This window comes from Bradyrhizobium sp. UBA2491, from assembly GCF_002341725.1.
GTDB lineage: Bacteria > Pseudomonadota > Alphaproteobacteria > Rhizobiales > Xanthobacteraceae > Bradyrhizobium.
The window spans coordinates 20432-34943 of the sequence record NZ_DDOP01000017.1 but is presented as its reverse complement, the minus strand read 5'-3'; the positions used below and the strand labels follow the sequence as shown (position 1 = coordinate 34943).

The window sequence follows — 14512 nt, the reverse complement described above, 5'->3', positions numbered from 1 at the left end:
GCTCAAATCAAAATCGAGATCATGTCCTCAGGTTCGCGCCCGCCACAGCGTCACCGCAAGCAGGATGAAGGCGGCGCAGGTCCATAGCGACTGCCAGTTCTGCGGCCCCTCGTTGAGCGCCGTATAGATTGCCGCGGCAAGGAAAATGCCGGCAAACATCGATTCTGCCAGAGGGCGGTTGCCCTTCCCGGGAGGATTGAGCAGCGTCATGGCCGCAAAAGGCACCGCCGCCATGGTAAGGGGCGCGAACGGAAAATCGATGAAGCGCGGGTCGAAGATGAGGCCGAGTGCGGTCGCCGTGCCGATCACGGCGGTGACCATCAAGGTCAACCCGTGCATCGTCACCAGCATCGTTTCCGTGTGGTAGCCTCGTGGGCCGAGCAATTCGGCAAAGCTCGGCGGTGCGCGACCCGACACGAGGGCGTTGGCGCCCAACACCGGCGCCGCCGTTGCCGCCGCCAGAAGCGAGCCCCACACGAGCCAGCCTCCGGTGCCGTAGCTTTCATAGACCAGTCGTTGCGTGGCGACCCCGAACAGGATTCCGGCCGTGGTCGCCGAGAGCCCAACCGCAAGCCATGACACGAGCCAGGATTCCGTTGGCTCCCGCGGCTTGCGGCGCACGGTCAACCATGCCGCGCCGAACGCCAGGATGGCCAGCGCCATGCCGCCGGCCATTTGCAGCTTCCAGTGCGGGAAATTGCTGATCGGCACGCCCGCCGGATATTTCAGTGTTCGCTGTTCGGAAGAGAACAGGCCCCAGGATCCACCGACCGTGCCCTCGATCTCGCGCTTCCACCCTTCGTCATAGGCCTCGAACAAATTGACGCGGAAATGCTCGCGCCGGGCCAGGTCGAGCACCTCCGCGACCACGCGCGCCTGATTGACGGGCGACGGCAGCGCGGATTCGCGCATCCGCCCCTCGCTCGGCCAACCTATTTCCCCAATGAAGATCTCCTTGCCCGGAAAGGCCGCCGCGACCTCGCGGCGCATCTCGTCGGCGTGCGCGGCGGCCTGTTCCGCCGGGATCGGCACGTTCTCCCAATAGGGCAGGATGTGGATCGTGACGAAGTCGACCGCGTCGGCCAGTTCGCGATTGCTCAGCCAGAACTCCCAGACGTCGGCATAGGTGACGGGCACGCGGACCTGCGTCTTGATCGAGCGGATCGTCGCGGCGAGATCGGACGCTGACATCTCCTTGCGCAGCAGGACCTCGTTGCCGACCACGAGCGCGATGATCGTGTCCGGATATTGTTTCGCGAGGCGGATCGCCGTTTCGACCTGCGTCGCATTCTTCTTCCGGTCCCGATCGAGGAAAATGCCTTGAATGACCTTCAGCCCCGCCTTGCCCGCGAGGCCCGGAATCTGATCGAGACCAAGGTCGGTCGCATAGGTGCGGATGCAGTTTGAGATCTTCGCGAGTTGCGCCAGATCCTCCGCGATCTGCTCAGGCGAGACCTGCGTTGCCGGCGAAAGCGACGTCTGGTTGTTGCGGAACGGGGCGTATGAGATGCACTGGACCTTGTCGCTCGGATCGATCGGCGCGCGCACCAGGGTGATCGGGATGCCGAGCCACCACCACACCGCGGCGATCGCGCCCAGCGAGACCAGGAGAAGCGTCAGCGGGATGCGGGGCGATACCAGGTCCGTCCTCCGTGAGGGGATGTGCTGGGCGTGCGGAATGACAGGGCAGGCAAACTGATTAAGTATTCGTCGGTCGATGCTAGCACGCGATCAGGCCGTTGCAGCGTTTTTCTCGATCGCCTACTTCGCGCTGGCGATCACGCCTTCGCGATTCTTCAGGACACGATAATAGGCCCACCACAGATGCGCGGCGGCGCCGCGCAGCGGCCGCCACGGCTCGGCAAGCGGCGCCATCTGCTTTGGCGTCGGCCGCTCCTTCAGCCCGAGCCCGACCTTCATTGCTTCCTGCACCGCCAGGTCGCCTGCCGGCCAGGCATCGCCATGGCCGAGGCAGAACAGCAGATAGACGTCGGCGGTCCACGGGCCGATTCCGGGCAGTGCGGTCAGCGTGTTGTGCGCGGCATCGGCGTCCTCGTTGGCGAGCACGTCGAGGTTCAGCCGCTCGTCGGCAAGCTCGCGCGCGATGTGCTTCAGCGTCTTGATCTTGGCCGCGGAGAGGCCGAGCCGGCCGAGCCGGTCGGCGCGCGCCCTGCGGATCGCATCATGGTGGAACGGGTCGAATGCCTTGCTGACCCGTCCCCAGATCGCCGCCGCGCTCGCGGTCGACAGCTGTTGGCCGCAGATGATCGCGGCAAGCCCGGCAAATCCAGCCTCGCGTTGCCGGATCGCCGGCATGCCGGTCAGTTCGAGGATCGGCCGCAGGCGTCGATCCTGGTCGACCAGCTTGTGGATGGCGTCGTCGAGGTCGGCCTGGGTTTCGAGATGAATCAGCATTGCGGGATCGGCTTTGCCAGACGTGCTCTTGCTGCTCGGGCGCCACGCCTTGTGGACGCTTCGGCAGGTCATAGAGTATGACAACTTCCCTTGATTTCGGAAGTGCTCGATGAGTCTGAGAAGCATTCCTGCCGATATGGATGCAGGCAAGGTCGCCGCGATCGATGCGATGCTCGATCGCATCGCCGATGAACACCGGGTCTTCTTGCCGCTGGCCGTCGAAAGCGGAAGCCGGGCGTGGGGATTTGCGTCTCCTGACAGCGACTACGACTGCCGCTTCGTGTACGTCCGCCGCGTCATCGACCACATTACGCCTTGGCCCGTTCGTGACGTGATCGAACTCCCGCTGGAGGGCGATCTGGACGCAAACGGCTGGGATCTTCGCAAGGCGCTTCAATTGCTGCTGAAGGGCAATGCGGTCATCGTGGAGTGGCTTTGCTCTCCTGTGGTCTATCGGGGCCAGGCCTGGTTTCGTGACGCCTTCTTGGAATTCGCGCGCCGTGCGGCGAGTCGGGAGGCGATCTGCCGCCACTACTTGCATCTCGGTGAGCGCCAGCGGCGGGTCTATTTTGGTGACGAGAGCAGTGTTCCGCAAAAGAAGGTGTTCTATGCGCTGCGGCCAGCGGCGGCACTGCGCTGGTTGCGGATGCGTCCAACCGAAGCCGTTGCGCCGATGCATTTCCCAACCCTGATGGCGGAATGCGACCCGCCTGCCGAGTTGCGGGAGCAGGTCCGTGATCTCATGGACCGCAAGGCCGTCACGCATGAACTCGGCGCGACACCGCTTTCGCGTCCCGTCGCCCGCTTCATCGACTCGGAGTTCGAGATTGCGCGGAGCGCATTTGAGAGCGTCTCGGCAGATCCGCCCGAGGAGATGATGTCGGAGGCACAGCGCTTCTACCGCATGGTCGTCGAACGGCTCGAACTGGAAGCGGGTGGTGCGCCGGACGCGTCTCGCCACGCGGAATCGCCTTGATGCCACCCGTCTTCCGTTTCGCACCGAGTCCGAACGGCCACCTTCATCTCGGCCACGCCTATTCGGCGCTGCTCAACCACGACCTCGCACGGCAGACGGGCGGGCGCTTGCTGCTGCGGATCGAGGACATCGACGCGACGCGCTGTCGTCCGGAGTTCGAATCCGCGGTCTACGAAGACCTCGCCTGGCTCGGCATTGGCTGGGAAACCCCGGTGCGGCGGCAGTCCGAGCATTTTGCCGCCTATGGTGCTGCGGTCGACCGCCTGACGGCGCAGGGGCTGGTCTATCCGAGCTTCGAGAGCCGCGCCGACATCGCACGGCTGGTTGCCGACAGGGAAGCCGGCGGCGCGTGGCCGCGCGATCCGGACGGCGCGCCGCTTTATCCGGGCACCGCCAAATCGCTGGCGCAGACGGAGCGCGAACGGCTGATCGGGCAGGGGGCACCATTCGCATTGCGGCTCGACATGGCGGCGGCCTGTGCGCACGCCGGTTCACTGCGCTGGCGGGAACAGGGCGACGGGCCGGCCGGAGAGACCGGAGACATGGTGGCGCGACCCGAGGCCTGGGGCGACGTGATCCTGGCGCGCAAGGAGACCCCGACCAGCTACCATCTCTCCGTCGTGATCGACGATGCGTTGCAAGGCGTCACGGATGTGGTCAGGGGCGCTGACCTGTTCTGGTCCACCAGCGTGCACCGGTTGTTGCAGGAGTTGCTGGGCCTGCCCGTGCCCACCTACCGGCACCATCGCCTCATTCGAGACGCCGCCGGCCAAAAACTGTCGAAATCGACCCAGGCGACCGCACTGCGCGCCTTGCGCGCGGACGGCGCAAGCCCGGCCGACATCCGCCGCCTCGTTGGCCTGTGATGGGTTCGGGCGCGAAGCAGGGCGGTTACCATCATGCCGCTTTGCGGCGGCCGGCCGCAAACGCTGCCGTGACTCCGGCACGGCTGGCATGCCATGTTGTCCTTCGGGGCGGGGATTACTGAGATCATGGCGTCAAAATCGCGCGTACGGCGCAGCAAGCGGCCATCCGGAAGGACGCCGCCCAAGCCGCGCGCCGCCAAAACGCGCATCATCAAGAAGCGCTCCACCAAGGCAGCGACCAAGCCGCGCGGCAAGCGCGCCGCATCGAAGGCGGCGCCGAAGGCCGGTTCCGGCATGGTCGAGACCGCACTCGCCGCCTTTGCCCACGAGGTGCGGACGCCGCTGACCGGAATCCTCGCGATCAGCAACCTGCTCGCGACGTCGGACCTCGGCGAGCGCGAGCGGCGCTGGGTCGATACCATCAAGGCCGGCGCCGAGCATCTGGCGAGCTTGGCGACGTTGTTTGTCGATGCTGCCCGGAGCGACGGGCCGGGGCTCGAGATCCGGCGGGATTTCTTCGACCTGCGCGCGCTGGCGCGCCATGCCGGGGATTCGCTGGCCGGCCGTGCGGCCGCCAAGGGACTGCGGGCCTCGGTCGCGGTTTCAGACGGACTGCCCGGCTTCGCGGTCGGCGATCCCGTCCGCCTGCGTGCGGCGCTGGAAAACCTGATCGACAACGCCGTCAAGTTCACCGAGCAGGGGACGGTCGAGCTGCATGTCGCGCCGGTGCGCGTGGCCAAGGCGAGGGATCGTGGCGGGGTCGGCGTTGCCTTTGCGATTTCCGACAGCGGCATCGGGCTTTCGCTCGCCGAGGTCAAGCGCCTATTCCGGCCGTTCTCGCAGGCCAACGTCTCGATCGCCGCGCGGTTCGGCGGCGCCGGGCTCGGGCTGTCCTCGGTCCGGCAACTCGCGCGCGCCATGGGCGGCGACATCGCGGCCGCCCAGCGTGCCGGGGGCGGCACCACCTTCACGCTCACCGTAAAGCTGGCGCCGGCTGAAGAGCCGGCCAGCCCCGGGGTGGGCGAAGACAGAGCAGCGCCGGCATCGCGGGGGCTGCGGCTGCTCAGCGTCGAGGACAATCCGTTCGGCCGGGTCGTGCTCAACACGATCCTGACTGAGCTCGGCCACCATACCGAATTCATCGGTCAGGGCGAGGTCGCCCCTGACAGGCTGGCGCGCGGCGCCTTCGACGCCGTGCTGATGGATATGGTCCTGCCGGGAATCGGCGGCGTCGAGACCATCAAGCGCATCCGTGCGTTGCCGCCGCCGCACGGCCGCACCGCGATCGTCGGGATTTCCGGTCGCGCCGAGGACGAAGCCGCGGCGCGCGCTGCCGGCGCCGACACCTTCCTGGTCAAGCCTGTTTCTCCGCGGGCGCTAGCGACTGCGCTGCTTGAAGCGACACGCCGCGCGGCAGCCGCGACTTGATGATCGCGGCGTTCAGCTCGCCGCCGAACACGAAGATCGCGGCGATGAAATACAGAAACACCAGCGCGATGATCACCGAGGCGAGCCCCGCATACATCGTCACATAATTGTTGGCGAAGCGCGCCAGATACATGCCGAAGCCGATGCCCGAGATCAGCGACGCCACCATGGTGAAGATGATGCCGGGCAGGATCTGGGTGAAGCCGCGGCGCCCCGCCGGCAGCCAGGCATGCAGGATGAAGAGCGCGACGACCAGCGCCAGCACCGTGATGCCGTAACGGGCGGTGTTGACCAGGCTCTCGTTCGATTCGACGAAGAAAGGGATATAGCGCCGCGCCGCCTCGATGATCAGGGGCCCGAGCACGATCAGGAAGGCCATCGCGAGCGAGGTGAACGCGGCGACCAGCGTGTAGCCGATCGATTCCAGCCGCAGCCAGTACCAGCGCCGCGGCTCGATCACGGCATAGGCGCGGTTCAGCGCCACCCGCAGCGCCTCGACCCCGTTGGAGGCGAAGTAGACCGCAAGCACCGCGCCGATGGTCAGGATGTCGCCGCGGGTCTTGGTCAGCACGTCGTGGATCTGGCCGGACAGCGCTTCGGCGACCTGCGTCGGCCAGACCTGGAGCAGCAGCCCGACGGCCTGGTCGGCGAGCTCCTTGGAGCCGAAGAAACCGGCCACCGACGTCAGCACGATCAGGAACGGAAACAGCGCCATCAGGGTCGACAGCGCGATGTGGCTCGCGATCGCCCAGCCGTCATCGGCGAGGAACGTGTAAAAGGCATCCATCACGACGTTGAAGACGTAACGAAGCTGTTTCACATTCCACCCGGCATTGTCGAAATCGCTCGCTCCGAGAACCAACCCAGCATCTGATATTACGCACGGAAAAGCCAGTTGGTTGCATGGCGGAGCTGTGTGGAAGTCCGCGTCCTGCGGTGTTATGTACCGCAGATGACATCTGTCCTCAGTACGATCATTCTTCCCATTGCCGTCGGCGCCGTCGCGCTGGTGCTCCTGCTCGGCCTCATCAACATGATGAAGGGCGGCTCGCCGAACACGTCGCAGAAGCTGATGCGGCTGCGCGTGCTGTTGCAGTTCGTCGCCATCGTCATTGCGATGCTCGCGGTCTGGGCGATGGGACGATAAGGCGGATGATACGGATTCTTCACCTCTCCCATTGGGAGAGGTCGGATCGCCTTGGCGATCCGGGTGAGGGGTTCAGGTCTCTCGTTAGACTATGACCCCTCACCCGCTCGCAAGATGCTCGCGACCTCTCCCTGCGGGAGAGGTGGAAACCAACACTGGAGCCGGAGCTGACCATGGTCGTCCTCAATCGGATCTACACCCGCACCGGCGATGATGGCAGCACGGCGCTCGGTTCCGGCGAGCGGCGTCCGAAATACGATCTGCGCGTTGCTGCCTATGGCACGGTCGACGAAACCAATGCCGCGATCGGCGTGGTGCGGCTGCATCTGGCCGACAGTTCCGAGGTCGATGCGATGCTCGGCCGAATCCAGAACGATCTGTTCGATCTCGGCGCCGATCTTGCGGTGCCGGAGCGCGACGGCAAGGCCGAGCGGCTGCGCGTGCTGGCAAGCCAGGTCGAGCGGCTGGAGCGCGACATCGACAGCCTGAACGATCAGCTCGCGCCGCTGACCTCCTTCGTGCTGCCGGGCGGAACGCCGGCATCCGCATATCTGCATCTCGCCCGGACGATATGTCGCCGCGCGGAACGCATCATGGTGGAACTCGCCGCCAGGCCCGACGAGCGGGTCAATGCCGCTGGCATCCAATATATGAACCGCCTGTCGGATTTCCTGTTCGTTGCCAGCCGCTTCCAGAACAATAAGGGGGCCGGGGACGTGTTGTGGGTGCCGGGCCAGAACCGCTAAACTGGTTCAAAACCGGGGGGCGGTTTTTTGGCTTTCGCGCGTTGACCGGGGGGTGAGGGACCTTTAGGTTCCGCGCCAGCCAACCGAAACCCATAAAATCAAAGCGAAAGAGGATCGATGAAGGTTCTTGTGCCGGTAAAGCGGGTCGTCGACTACAACGTCAAGGTCCGCGTCAAGAGTGACGGATCGGGCGTAGAGCTCGCCAACGTCAAGATGTCGATGAACCCGTTCGACGAAATCGCCGTCGAGGAAGCGCTGCGGCTGAAGGAAGCCGGCAAGGCGACCGAAGTCGTGGTGGTGTCGATCGGACCGGCGCAGGCTTCGGAGACCATCCGCACCGGTCTCGCCATGGGCGCCGACCGCGGCATCCTGGTCAAGGCCGAAGGCAATGTCGAACCGCTCGCGGTCGCCAAGATCCTGAAGGCCGTGGTCGATGCGGAGCAGCCCGGCCTCGTCATTCTCGGCAAGCAGGCGATCGACGACGATTCGAACCAGACCGGCCAGATGCTGGCCGCACTGCTCGGCTGGTCGCAGGCGACCTTCGCCTCCAAGCTCGAGGTCGAAGGCAATGACTTCAAGGTCACCCGCGAAGTCGACGGCGGTCTGCAGACCATCAAGCTCAAGGGCCCGGCGATCGTCACCACCGACCTCCGCCTCAACGAGCCGCGTTACGCGTCGCTGCCCAACATCATGAAGGCGAAGAAGAAGCCGATCGACGACAAGAGCGTCGCTGACTACGGCGTCGACGTGACGCCGCGTCTGGAAGTGCTGAAGACCGCGGAACCGGCAGGCCGCAAGGCGGGCGTCAAGGTCAAGGACGTCGCCGAACTCGTGAACAAGCTCAAGACCGAAGCCGGGGTTCTCTGATGACGACGCTGTTGATTGCCGAACACGACCACGAGACCCTGAAGGACTCGACCAACAAGGCGCTGACCGCGGCGAGCCAGCTCGGCGGCGACGTGCATGTGCTGGTTGCCGGTGGCGGTCAGGGCACCAAGGCTGCGGCGGAAGCCGCCGCCAAGCTCGCCGGCGTCAGCAAGGTGCTGGTGGCCGAAGGCCCGGCCTATGAACACGATCTCGCCGAGCCGCTGGCCGCGCTGATCGTCGCGCTGGCCCCCGGCTATGACGCCTTCGTCGCGCCCGCGACCTCGCGCTTCAAGAACGTGATGCCGCGCGTCGCAGCGCTGCTCGACGTCATGCAGGTCTCCGAGATCATCAAGGTCGTCGCGCCCGACACCTATGAGCGGCCGATCTATGCCGGCAACGCGATCCAGACCGTGAAGTCGAAGGACGCCAAGAAGGTGATCACGGTCCGCACCTCGACCTTCGCCGCCGCCGGCGAAGGCGGCAGCGCGGCAATCGAGAACGCCGCGTCCGCCACCGATCCGGGCCTGTCGACGTTCGTCGGCGAGGAAGTTGCCAAGAGCGACCGTCCGGAACTGACCTCGGCCAAGATCATCGTCTCGGGCGGCCGTGCCATGCAGAGCCGCGAGAACTTCGCCAAGTACATCGAGCCGCTCGCCGACAAGCTCGGCGCCGGCGTCGGCGCCTCGCGAGCCGCGGTCGATGCCGGCTACGCGCCGAACGACTGGCAGGTCGGTCAGACGGGCAAGGTGGTGGCCCCGGAACTCTATGTCGCGGTCGGCATCTCCGGCGCGATCCAGCATCTGGCCGGCATGAAGGACTCCAAGGTGATCGTCGCCATCAACAAGGATGAGGACGCGCCGATCTTCCAGGTCGCCGATTACGGCCTGGTCGCCGACCTCTACCAGGCGGTTCCGGAATTGACCGAAGCACTCGGCAAGCTCGGAAAGTAAGCGACAAAACACCGGCCGGATGAGTAATCTCCGGCCGGTGTTATTATTGTTGGGGCAACGATCCGGAAACGGTTTTCCGGAAAGATCGTGCCCGACAAGGAAGATGGATCGGATGCGATTACTTGGTGATCACATCATGGTCCCGGGAAACGTTTTCCGGCGGATTGGGCAACCCGGAAGGCTTCGCTTCGGGTATCGTTGGAATTGGGCAGGCGCGACATGCGCGCCGTTCCGGTGGATGACAAGATGACGGTGGCAATCAAAAAGGTCGGCGTGATCGGTTCGGGCCAGATGGGCAACGGCATCGCCCATGTGGCGGCGCTGGCTGGCTTCGACGTGGTGCTCAACGATGTCTCGGGCGACCGGCTGAAGTCGGCGCTGGCGACCATCAACGGCAATCTGACCCGCCAGGTCGCCAAGAAGGCGATCAGCGAGAGCGAGAGGAAGCAGGCGCTCGACCGCATCGCTTCCGCCGAAACGATCGATGCGCTGGCCGATTGCGATCTCGTGATCGAGACCGCGGTCGAGAAGGAAGAGACCAAGCGCAAGATCTTCCACGACGTCTGTGCGGTGCTGAAGCCCGAGGCGATCGTCGCGACCAACTCGTCGTCGATCTCGATCACAAGGCTCGCCGCCTCGACTGATCGCCCGGAGAAATTCATCGGCATTCATTTCATGAATCCGGTGCCGGCGATGGAGCTGGTCGAGCTGATCCGCGGCATCGCCACCGACGACGTGACCTTCGACACCGCCAAGGCGTTCGTCGCCAAGCTCGGCAAGCAGGTCGCGGTGTCGGAGGATTTCCCCGCCTTCATCGTCAACCGCATCCTGCTGCCGATGATCAACGAGGCGATCTATACGCTGTATGAAGGCGTCGGCAACGTCGAGGCGATCGATGCCGCGATGAAGCTCGGCGCGCACCATCCGATGGGCCCGCTCGAGCTCGCCGATTTCATCGGCCTCGATACCTGCCTGTCGATCATGCAGGTGCTGCATGAGGGGCTGGCGGATTCCAAATACCGGCCGTGCCCGCTGCTGGTGAAGTATGTCGAGGCTGGCTGGCTCGGACGCAAGAGCCAGCGCGGCTTCTACGACTATCGCGGCGACAAGCCGGTTCCGACGCGATAGTCATCGGCTCGCGCATCAGTTCAGTGCCCGCAACAGCGCAAGCGTCGCGGGTACGAGACTGATGATGACAGTTACGCCCGTCCCAAGTCCGAACAAATGAGCTGCTAGCGCAAGACGCTGTCTCTGCTGGAGAGGCGTCATTGCAGTGTCTCGCAGGCGCGCCTCACCCGTCTCGCGGCTTCCTCGATGGTCGCCGACGGGTTGGCGAAGCTGACGCGGAAATAGGGCGACAGCCCAAAATCCTCGCCGGGGAACACCACCACGTCCGCCTGTTCGAGCAGATAGGTCGAGAAGTCGCGGTCGGTCTCGATCGCCCGGCCGTTGGGCGCGCGCTTGCCGATCACGCCGGCGCAGTTGACCAGCAGATAGAACGTGCCTTCGGGCGGCGCGCAGGACAACCCGGCGCATCCGTTCACGAGTTCGACAAAGCGATCGCGCCGCCCGCGAAGGATTGCGGCGCGCTCGGCCAGCACCTCCTGCGGGCCATCGAGCGCCGCGACCGCTGCGGCCTGGCTGATCGACGATGCGCCGGACGTGGTTTGCGACTGGATCGTGATCATCGCGCGGATCAGTGCCGCAGGTCCGGCGGCATAGCCGATCCGCCACCCCATCATGGCGTAGCTCTTGGCGAGGCCGCTGACCGTCAGCGTCCGCGGCTTCAGGCGCGGCTCGATTGCCGCTAGCGTCGGCGCCGGCGCGCCGTCGAACGTGATGTGCTCGTAGAGCCCGTCGGCCAGCACGAAGATGTCCGGATGCTGCAACAGGACCGCGGCGATCTCGCTGAGGTCCTCATGCGAATACAGCGCGCCGGAGGGATTGACCGGATTGTTGACGATGACCCAACGGGTTCGCGCCGAGATCGCCGCTCGCAGATCATCCGCGCGCAGCTTGAAGCCGTTGTTCTGCGCGCACGGCACGACCACCGGCGTCGCGCCTGCGAGCCGCACCTGGTCGAGATAGGGGGCCCAATAGGGCGCGGGGATGATCACTTCGTCTTCGGCTGCCAGCGTCGCCAGCAGCGCGTTGAACAGCGCCTGGGTCGAGCCGTTGGTGATGGCGATCTCGTCCAGCCCGTAGTCGAGGCGATGATCGCGCCGCAGCGCGGCCTGCACCGCCTGCTTCAGTTCCGGCGTGCCATCGACATCGGTGTAACGGGTCTCGCCGCGCAGGGCCGCCTGATGCGCCGCCGCGATCACATGGTCGGGCGTCGGGAAGTCCAGGTTGCCCGACGACAGCTCGATGATGTCGCGCCCGGCCGCGCGCAGCTCGCGGGCGCGGCGCCGCAGCACGGATGCGGGCGAAGGCTTGATGCCGCTCATCCGCGGCGAGAGGAGCGGTGTGGCAGTCATCGGACGTACTGCGCCTCACCGTTGCCGAACGACCAGTTCTCGGGCAGCACCTCGACCAGGTTGATGAAGATGTCCTCGCGGCGCAACCCGGGACTTTCCGCCAGCAGCTCGGCGATCCGCCGATACAGCCTCTGCTTCTGCGCCACGGGGCGGGTGTTGCTGACCGTGATCTGGATGATGACCAGGTCGTCGCTCCGCCTGATGCCGAGGTAATCGGCGCCGTAGACGAAGTCGTCATCGTCGTGCTCGGAGATCGTCATGAAGCGATCGTCTTCCGGCACATCGAAGGTCTCGCGCATGGCGCGATACAGGCTTTCGAGGATTGACTTGCGGTAGGCGGCGGGCTTGCCCCGCCGCAGCGAGACGCGGGTCAGCGGCATGATGTTGGCTCTCCTGGCGGCGATCGTTGCGTTCAGCCGAACCTAGGGCTTCGTTGATCATTGGAAAACCGTATGGTAATGCATTTCAATGATATTCATTTCCAATGAATGGCCATGAAGGCGCTCGACATCGAGGCGGTGCAGGCCTTCGTGCTGGTGGCGGACCTCAGTAGCTTCACCCGCGCGGCCCAGGCGATGGAGACCACGCAGTCCGCGGTCAGCCTGAAGATCAGGCGGCTGGAGGATGGGCTCGGCCGCCGGCTGCTGGAGCGAACGCCGCGGTTGGTGCGGCTGTCCGCTGAAGGCGCCGCCTTCCTCGGCGCTGCGCGCGATCTGGTTGCCGCGCATCAGTCGGCGATCGGGGCGTTCGCGGTCGAGCACCGGCGGCTGATGGTCGGCATCAGCCACCACATCGTCGGATCGGAGCTCGCATCGCTGTTGAAGCGGATGAACGCCACCGATCCGGGGCTGGTGATCCAGCTCCATGTCGACACGTCGCGGTCCGTGCTCAGCGCATTCGACGACGGCAGGCTCGATGCGGCGATCGTGCTGCGCCACGACGCCAAGCGCCGCGATGGCGACGTCTTGTTCGAGGAACCGTTCGGCTGGATGGCCGCACCCGATTTCCACCATCGCCCTGGCGAGCCGCTGCGTCTGGCAACACAGGCCGAGCCGTGCAGCGTGCGCGCGATGGCGGTCGAGGCGCTCGACGCTGCCGGCATTCCCTGGACCGAAGCGTTCGTCGGCGGCGGGCTTGCGACGATCGGCGCGGCGATTTCAGCGGGCCTTGCGGTCGCGGCGCTGGCGCGCCGGGTGGCGCCGGCGGATACCGTCGACCTTGGGCCGCGGCTTGGCCTGCCGCCGTTGCCGAGCCGCGATGTCGTGCTCTACTCAAAGCTGTCCGACGTGCGGACCCGGCAGGCGCTTCGCACGCTCGGTGCGGCCTTCGCGGCGAACGCGGCTTAGGCGTTCGTCATTCGGTCAACCGGCATCCTGCACGCTTCAGCATGTCGCGGATGATCAGCGGCGTCGCCGGTGTCTCGGCGGTGGCGCCGGCGATCGCGTCGCGAGCCTGCTGTGCGTCGAGTGACAGCCGCCGCGCGCAGGGCGGCAGGCCGCGCGCCGTATCCATCAGCCAGCCGGCGGTTTCGCCTGACCCGGCCAGATACGCCGTCAATGTCTGACGCGCGGTCGGATTGGTGGCGGCCTGATCCAGCATCGCCCCGACCTGCGCGACCGAGATCTGTCCACGCGATGTCGAAGGCTGCGCATGCACGGTTGTGGTCAGCAAGAGAAGAGCGCAGATGGTGCGCGCGGGGCGTCGGAGCATGAGGTACCTTTCAAGATATGTTGACTTGCGAATATTTATTATCGTAAAACAATAATAATGCGCCAGAAACCTCCGAGGTCGAGTATGTCTGTGTCCCTTTCGTCAGAGTTTTCCCCGTCCGTGCGGCCCGCGCGCCTCGCCCGCATCCGCTCGGTCAGCCGCGTGCTCGCCTATGCGTGTACCGCGATCTCCTTCGTGCTCGCCGTGGGATTGCTGGCCTATTGGCTGGCGAGCCCGGATGAGGCGATCCTGCGCGATGCCGGGCTGAACGGCGTCGCATTCCATCCGATCGGTTGGCTGGTCCGCGTGATGAGCCTGATGGTCTCGGCAATGCCGCTGGCCTGTCTGATCTGGGGATTGTCGCGGGTGCGCCGCTGCTTCAGTGCGTTCGCCGCGGGACGTTTCTTCACCGCCGATAACGTTGCGGGGTTGCGCGACCTCGCGATCGCGATGCTCGCCTCGACCCTGCTGAAGCCGCTGATCGGCGCGCTGCTCTCGATCCTGCTGAGCTGGCAGACCTACGCGCAAGGCAAATCGGTCGTGATCGCGTTCGGCTCCGATACGCTGCTGGCCCTGCTGTTCGCCGGCCTGGTCGCGGTGACCGCCTGGGTGATGGCCGAGGCCAACGCGATCGCCGACGAGCACGCGCAATTCGTCTGAGGCTGTTGCGATGCCGATCCGGGTCCGGCTCAACGTGATGCTCGCCGAGCGCAACGTGAAATCGAAGGAGCTTGCCGAATATGTCGGGATCACCGAGGCCAATCTGTCCCTGCTCAAGCAGGGCAAGGTGAAAGGCGTCCGGTTCGACACACTGGAGCGGATCTGCACCTATCTGAAGTGCCAGCCGGGCGACCTCCTGCGCCATGAAGACGACGATGCGTCAGCCTGACGCGGCCATCCGTTACCCAAGCATTAACTTTCGCGCGCTAC

General features: G+C 65.4%; 17 protein-coding genes. 11 read left to right on the top strand and 6 right to left on the bottom strand.

Going from position 1 to position 14512, the window contains the following annotated elements; all coding sequences use genetic code 11:
* Positions 1–27: 27 nt before the first annotated feature.
* On the bottom strand, positions 28–1599 hold the full coding sequence (locus B2W55_RS05465; protein ID WP_024584733.1) for a glycosyl hydrolase family 17 protein: 1572 nt from the start codon (positions 1597–1599) through the stop codon (positions 28–30).
* 162 nt (positions 1600–1761) lie between these two features.
* Positions 1762–2415, bottom strand: coding sequence for a DNA-3-methyladenine glycosylase family protein (locus tag B2W55_RS05460; protein WP_024584734.1), 654 nt, complete (start codon positions 2413–2415; stop codon positions 1762–1764).
* A 109-nt stretch (positions 2416–2524) separates the two neighbouring features.
* On the opposite strand from B2W55_RS05460, the gene B2W55_RS05455 reads away from it, so the two are divergent.
* The 3 genes from B2W55_RS05455 (at position 2525) to B2W55_RS05445 (ending at position 5685) form a co-directional block, all read left to right on the top strand.
* Positions 2525–3391 (top strand): nucleotidyltransferase domain-containing protein, encoded by an 867-nt coding sequence (locus tag B2W55_RS05455; protein ID WP_024584735.1) that lies wholly within the window; start codon positions 2525–2527, stop codon positions 3389–3391.
* Positions 3391–4257, top strand: a complete 867-nt coding sequence (gluQRS, locus tag B2W55_RS05450) for a tRNA glutamyl-Q(34) synthetase GluQRS (protein ID WP_029880164.1) — start codon at positions 3391–3393, stop codon at positions 4255–4257. The genes B2W55_RS05455 and gluQRS overlap by 1 nt, the downstream gene beginning before the upstream one ends.
* 126 nt (positions 4258–4383) lie before the next feature.
* Positions 4384–5685: an ATP-binding protein gene (locus B2W55_RS05445; protein WP_024584737.1), complete on the top strand. Its 1302-nt coding sequence runs from the start codon at positions 4384–4386 to the stop codon at positions 5683–5685.
* On the opposite strand, the gene B2W55_RS05440 is transcribed toward B2W55_RS05445, so the two are convergent.
* Positions 5612–6472, bottom strand: coding sequence for a YihY/virulence factor BrkB family protein (locus B2W55_RS05440; protein WP_371412483.1), 861 nt, complete (start codon positions 6470–6472; stop codon positions 5612–5614). The genes B2W55_RS05445 and B2W55_RS05440 overlap by 74 nt on opposite strands.
* Before the next feature lie 165 nt (positions 6473–6637).
* On the opposite strand from B2W55_RS05440, the gene B2W55_RS05435 reads away from it, so the two are divergent.
* The 5 genes from B2W55_RS05435 to B2W55_RS05415 all read left to right on the top strand — a co-directional run bounded on the left by B2W55_RS05435 (position 6638) and on the right by B2W55_RS05415 (position 10523).
* A complete protein-coding gene (locus tag B2W55_RS05435) occupies positions 6638–6832 on the top strand; it encodes a twin transmembrane helix small protein (protein WP_024584739.1) in 195 nt (64 codons plus the stop codon).
* Between the two features lie 173 nt (positions 6833–7005).
* On the top strand, positions 7006–7578 hold the full coding sequence (locus tag B2W55_RS05430; protein ID WP_024584740.1) for a cob(I)yrinic acid a,c-diamide adenosyltransferase: 573 nt from the start codon (positions 7006–7008) through the stop codon (positions 7576–7578).
* 117 nt (positions 7579–7695) lie between these two features.
* A complete protein-coding gene (locus tag B2W55_RS05425) occupies positions 7696–8445 on the top strand; it encodes an electron transfer flavoprotein subunit beta/FixA family protein (protein ID WP_024584741.1) in 750 nt (249 codons plus the stop codon).
* The gene (locus B2W55_RS05420; protein WP_024584742.1) at positions 8445–9395 is read left to right on the top strand and encodes an electron transfer flavoprotein subunit alpha/FixB family protein; all 951 of its coding nucleotides are present in this window, start codon (positions 8445–8447) and stop codon (positions 9393–9395) included. Before B2W55_RS05425 ends, B2W55_RS05420 begins: the two co-directional genes overlap by 1 nt.
* Positions 9396–9641: 246 nt before the next feature.
* Entirely contained in the window at positions 9642–10523 is an 882-nt protein-coding gene (locus B2W55_RS05415; protein WP_024584743.1) for a 3-hydroxybutyryl-CoA dehydrogenase, read from the top strand.
* Positions 10524–10660: 137 nt separating this feature from the next.
* Here the strand turns inward: B2W55_RS05415 and B2W55_RS05410 are convergent, their stop codons facing one another.
* Both B2W55_RS05410 and B2W55_RS05405 read right to left on the bottom strand, forming a co-directional pair.
* Positions 10661–11842 (bottom strand): pyridoxal phosphate-dependent aminotransferase, encoded by a 1182-nt coding sequence (locus B2W55_RS05410; protein WP_080890875.1) that lies wholly within the window; start codon positions 11840–11842, stop codon positions 10661–10663.
* Positions 11843–11868: 26 nt separating this feature from the next.
* Positions 11869–12252 carry a tautomerase family protein gene (locus tag B2W55_RS05405; protein ID WP_024584745.1) on the bottom strand — a complete coding sequence of 128 codons (384 nt, stop codon included), beginning with the start codon at positions 12250–12252 and terminating at the stop codon, positions 11869–11871.
* A 108-nt stretch (positions 12253–12360) separates the two neighbouring features.
* Here B2W55_RS05405 and B2W55_RS05400 point away from each other — a divergent pair, with 108 nt between their 5' ends.
* A complete protein-coding gene (locus B2W55_RS05400; protein ID WP_080890871.1) occupies positions 12361–13218 on the top strand; it encodes a LysR substrate-binding domain-containing protein in 858 nt (285 codons plus the stop codon).
* A 7-nt stretch (positions 13219–13225) separates the two neighbouring features.
* On the opposite strand, the gene B2W55_RS05395 is transcribed toward B2W55_RS05400, so the two are convergent.
* Positions 13226–13471 carry a hypothetical protein gene (locus tag B2W55_RS05395; RefSeq protein WP_145987235.1) on the bottom strand — a complete coding sequence of 82 codons (246 nt, stop codon included), beginning with the start codon at positions 13469–13471 and terminating at the stop codon, positions 13226–13228.
* Between the two features lie 195 nt (positions 13472–13666).
* On the opposite strand from B2W55_RS05395, the gene B2W55_RS05390 reads away from it, so the two are divergent.
* Together B2W55_RS05390 and B2W55_RS05385 are read left to right on the top strand one after the other, a co-directional pair.
* The gene (locus tag B2W55_RS05390) at positions 13667–14242 is read left to right on the top strand and encodes a DUF2975 domain-containing protein (RefSeq protein ID WP_024584748.1); all 576 of its coding nucleotides are present in this window, start codon (positions 13667–13669) and stop codon (positions 14240–14242) included.
* A 10-nt stretch (positions 14243–14252) separates the two neighbouring features.
* Positions 14253–14471 (top strand): helix-turn-helix domain-containing protein, encoded by a 219-nt coding sequence (locus B2W55_RS05385; RefSeq protein ID WP_021079458.1) that lies wholly within the window; start codon positions 14253–14255, stop codon positions 14469–14471.
* Positions 14472–14512 lie beyond the last annotated feature (41 nt).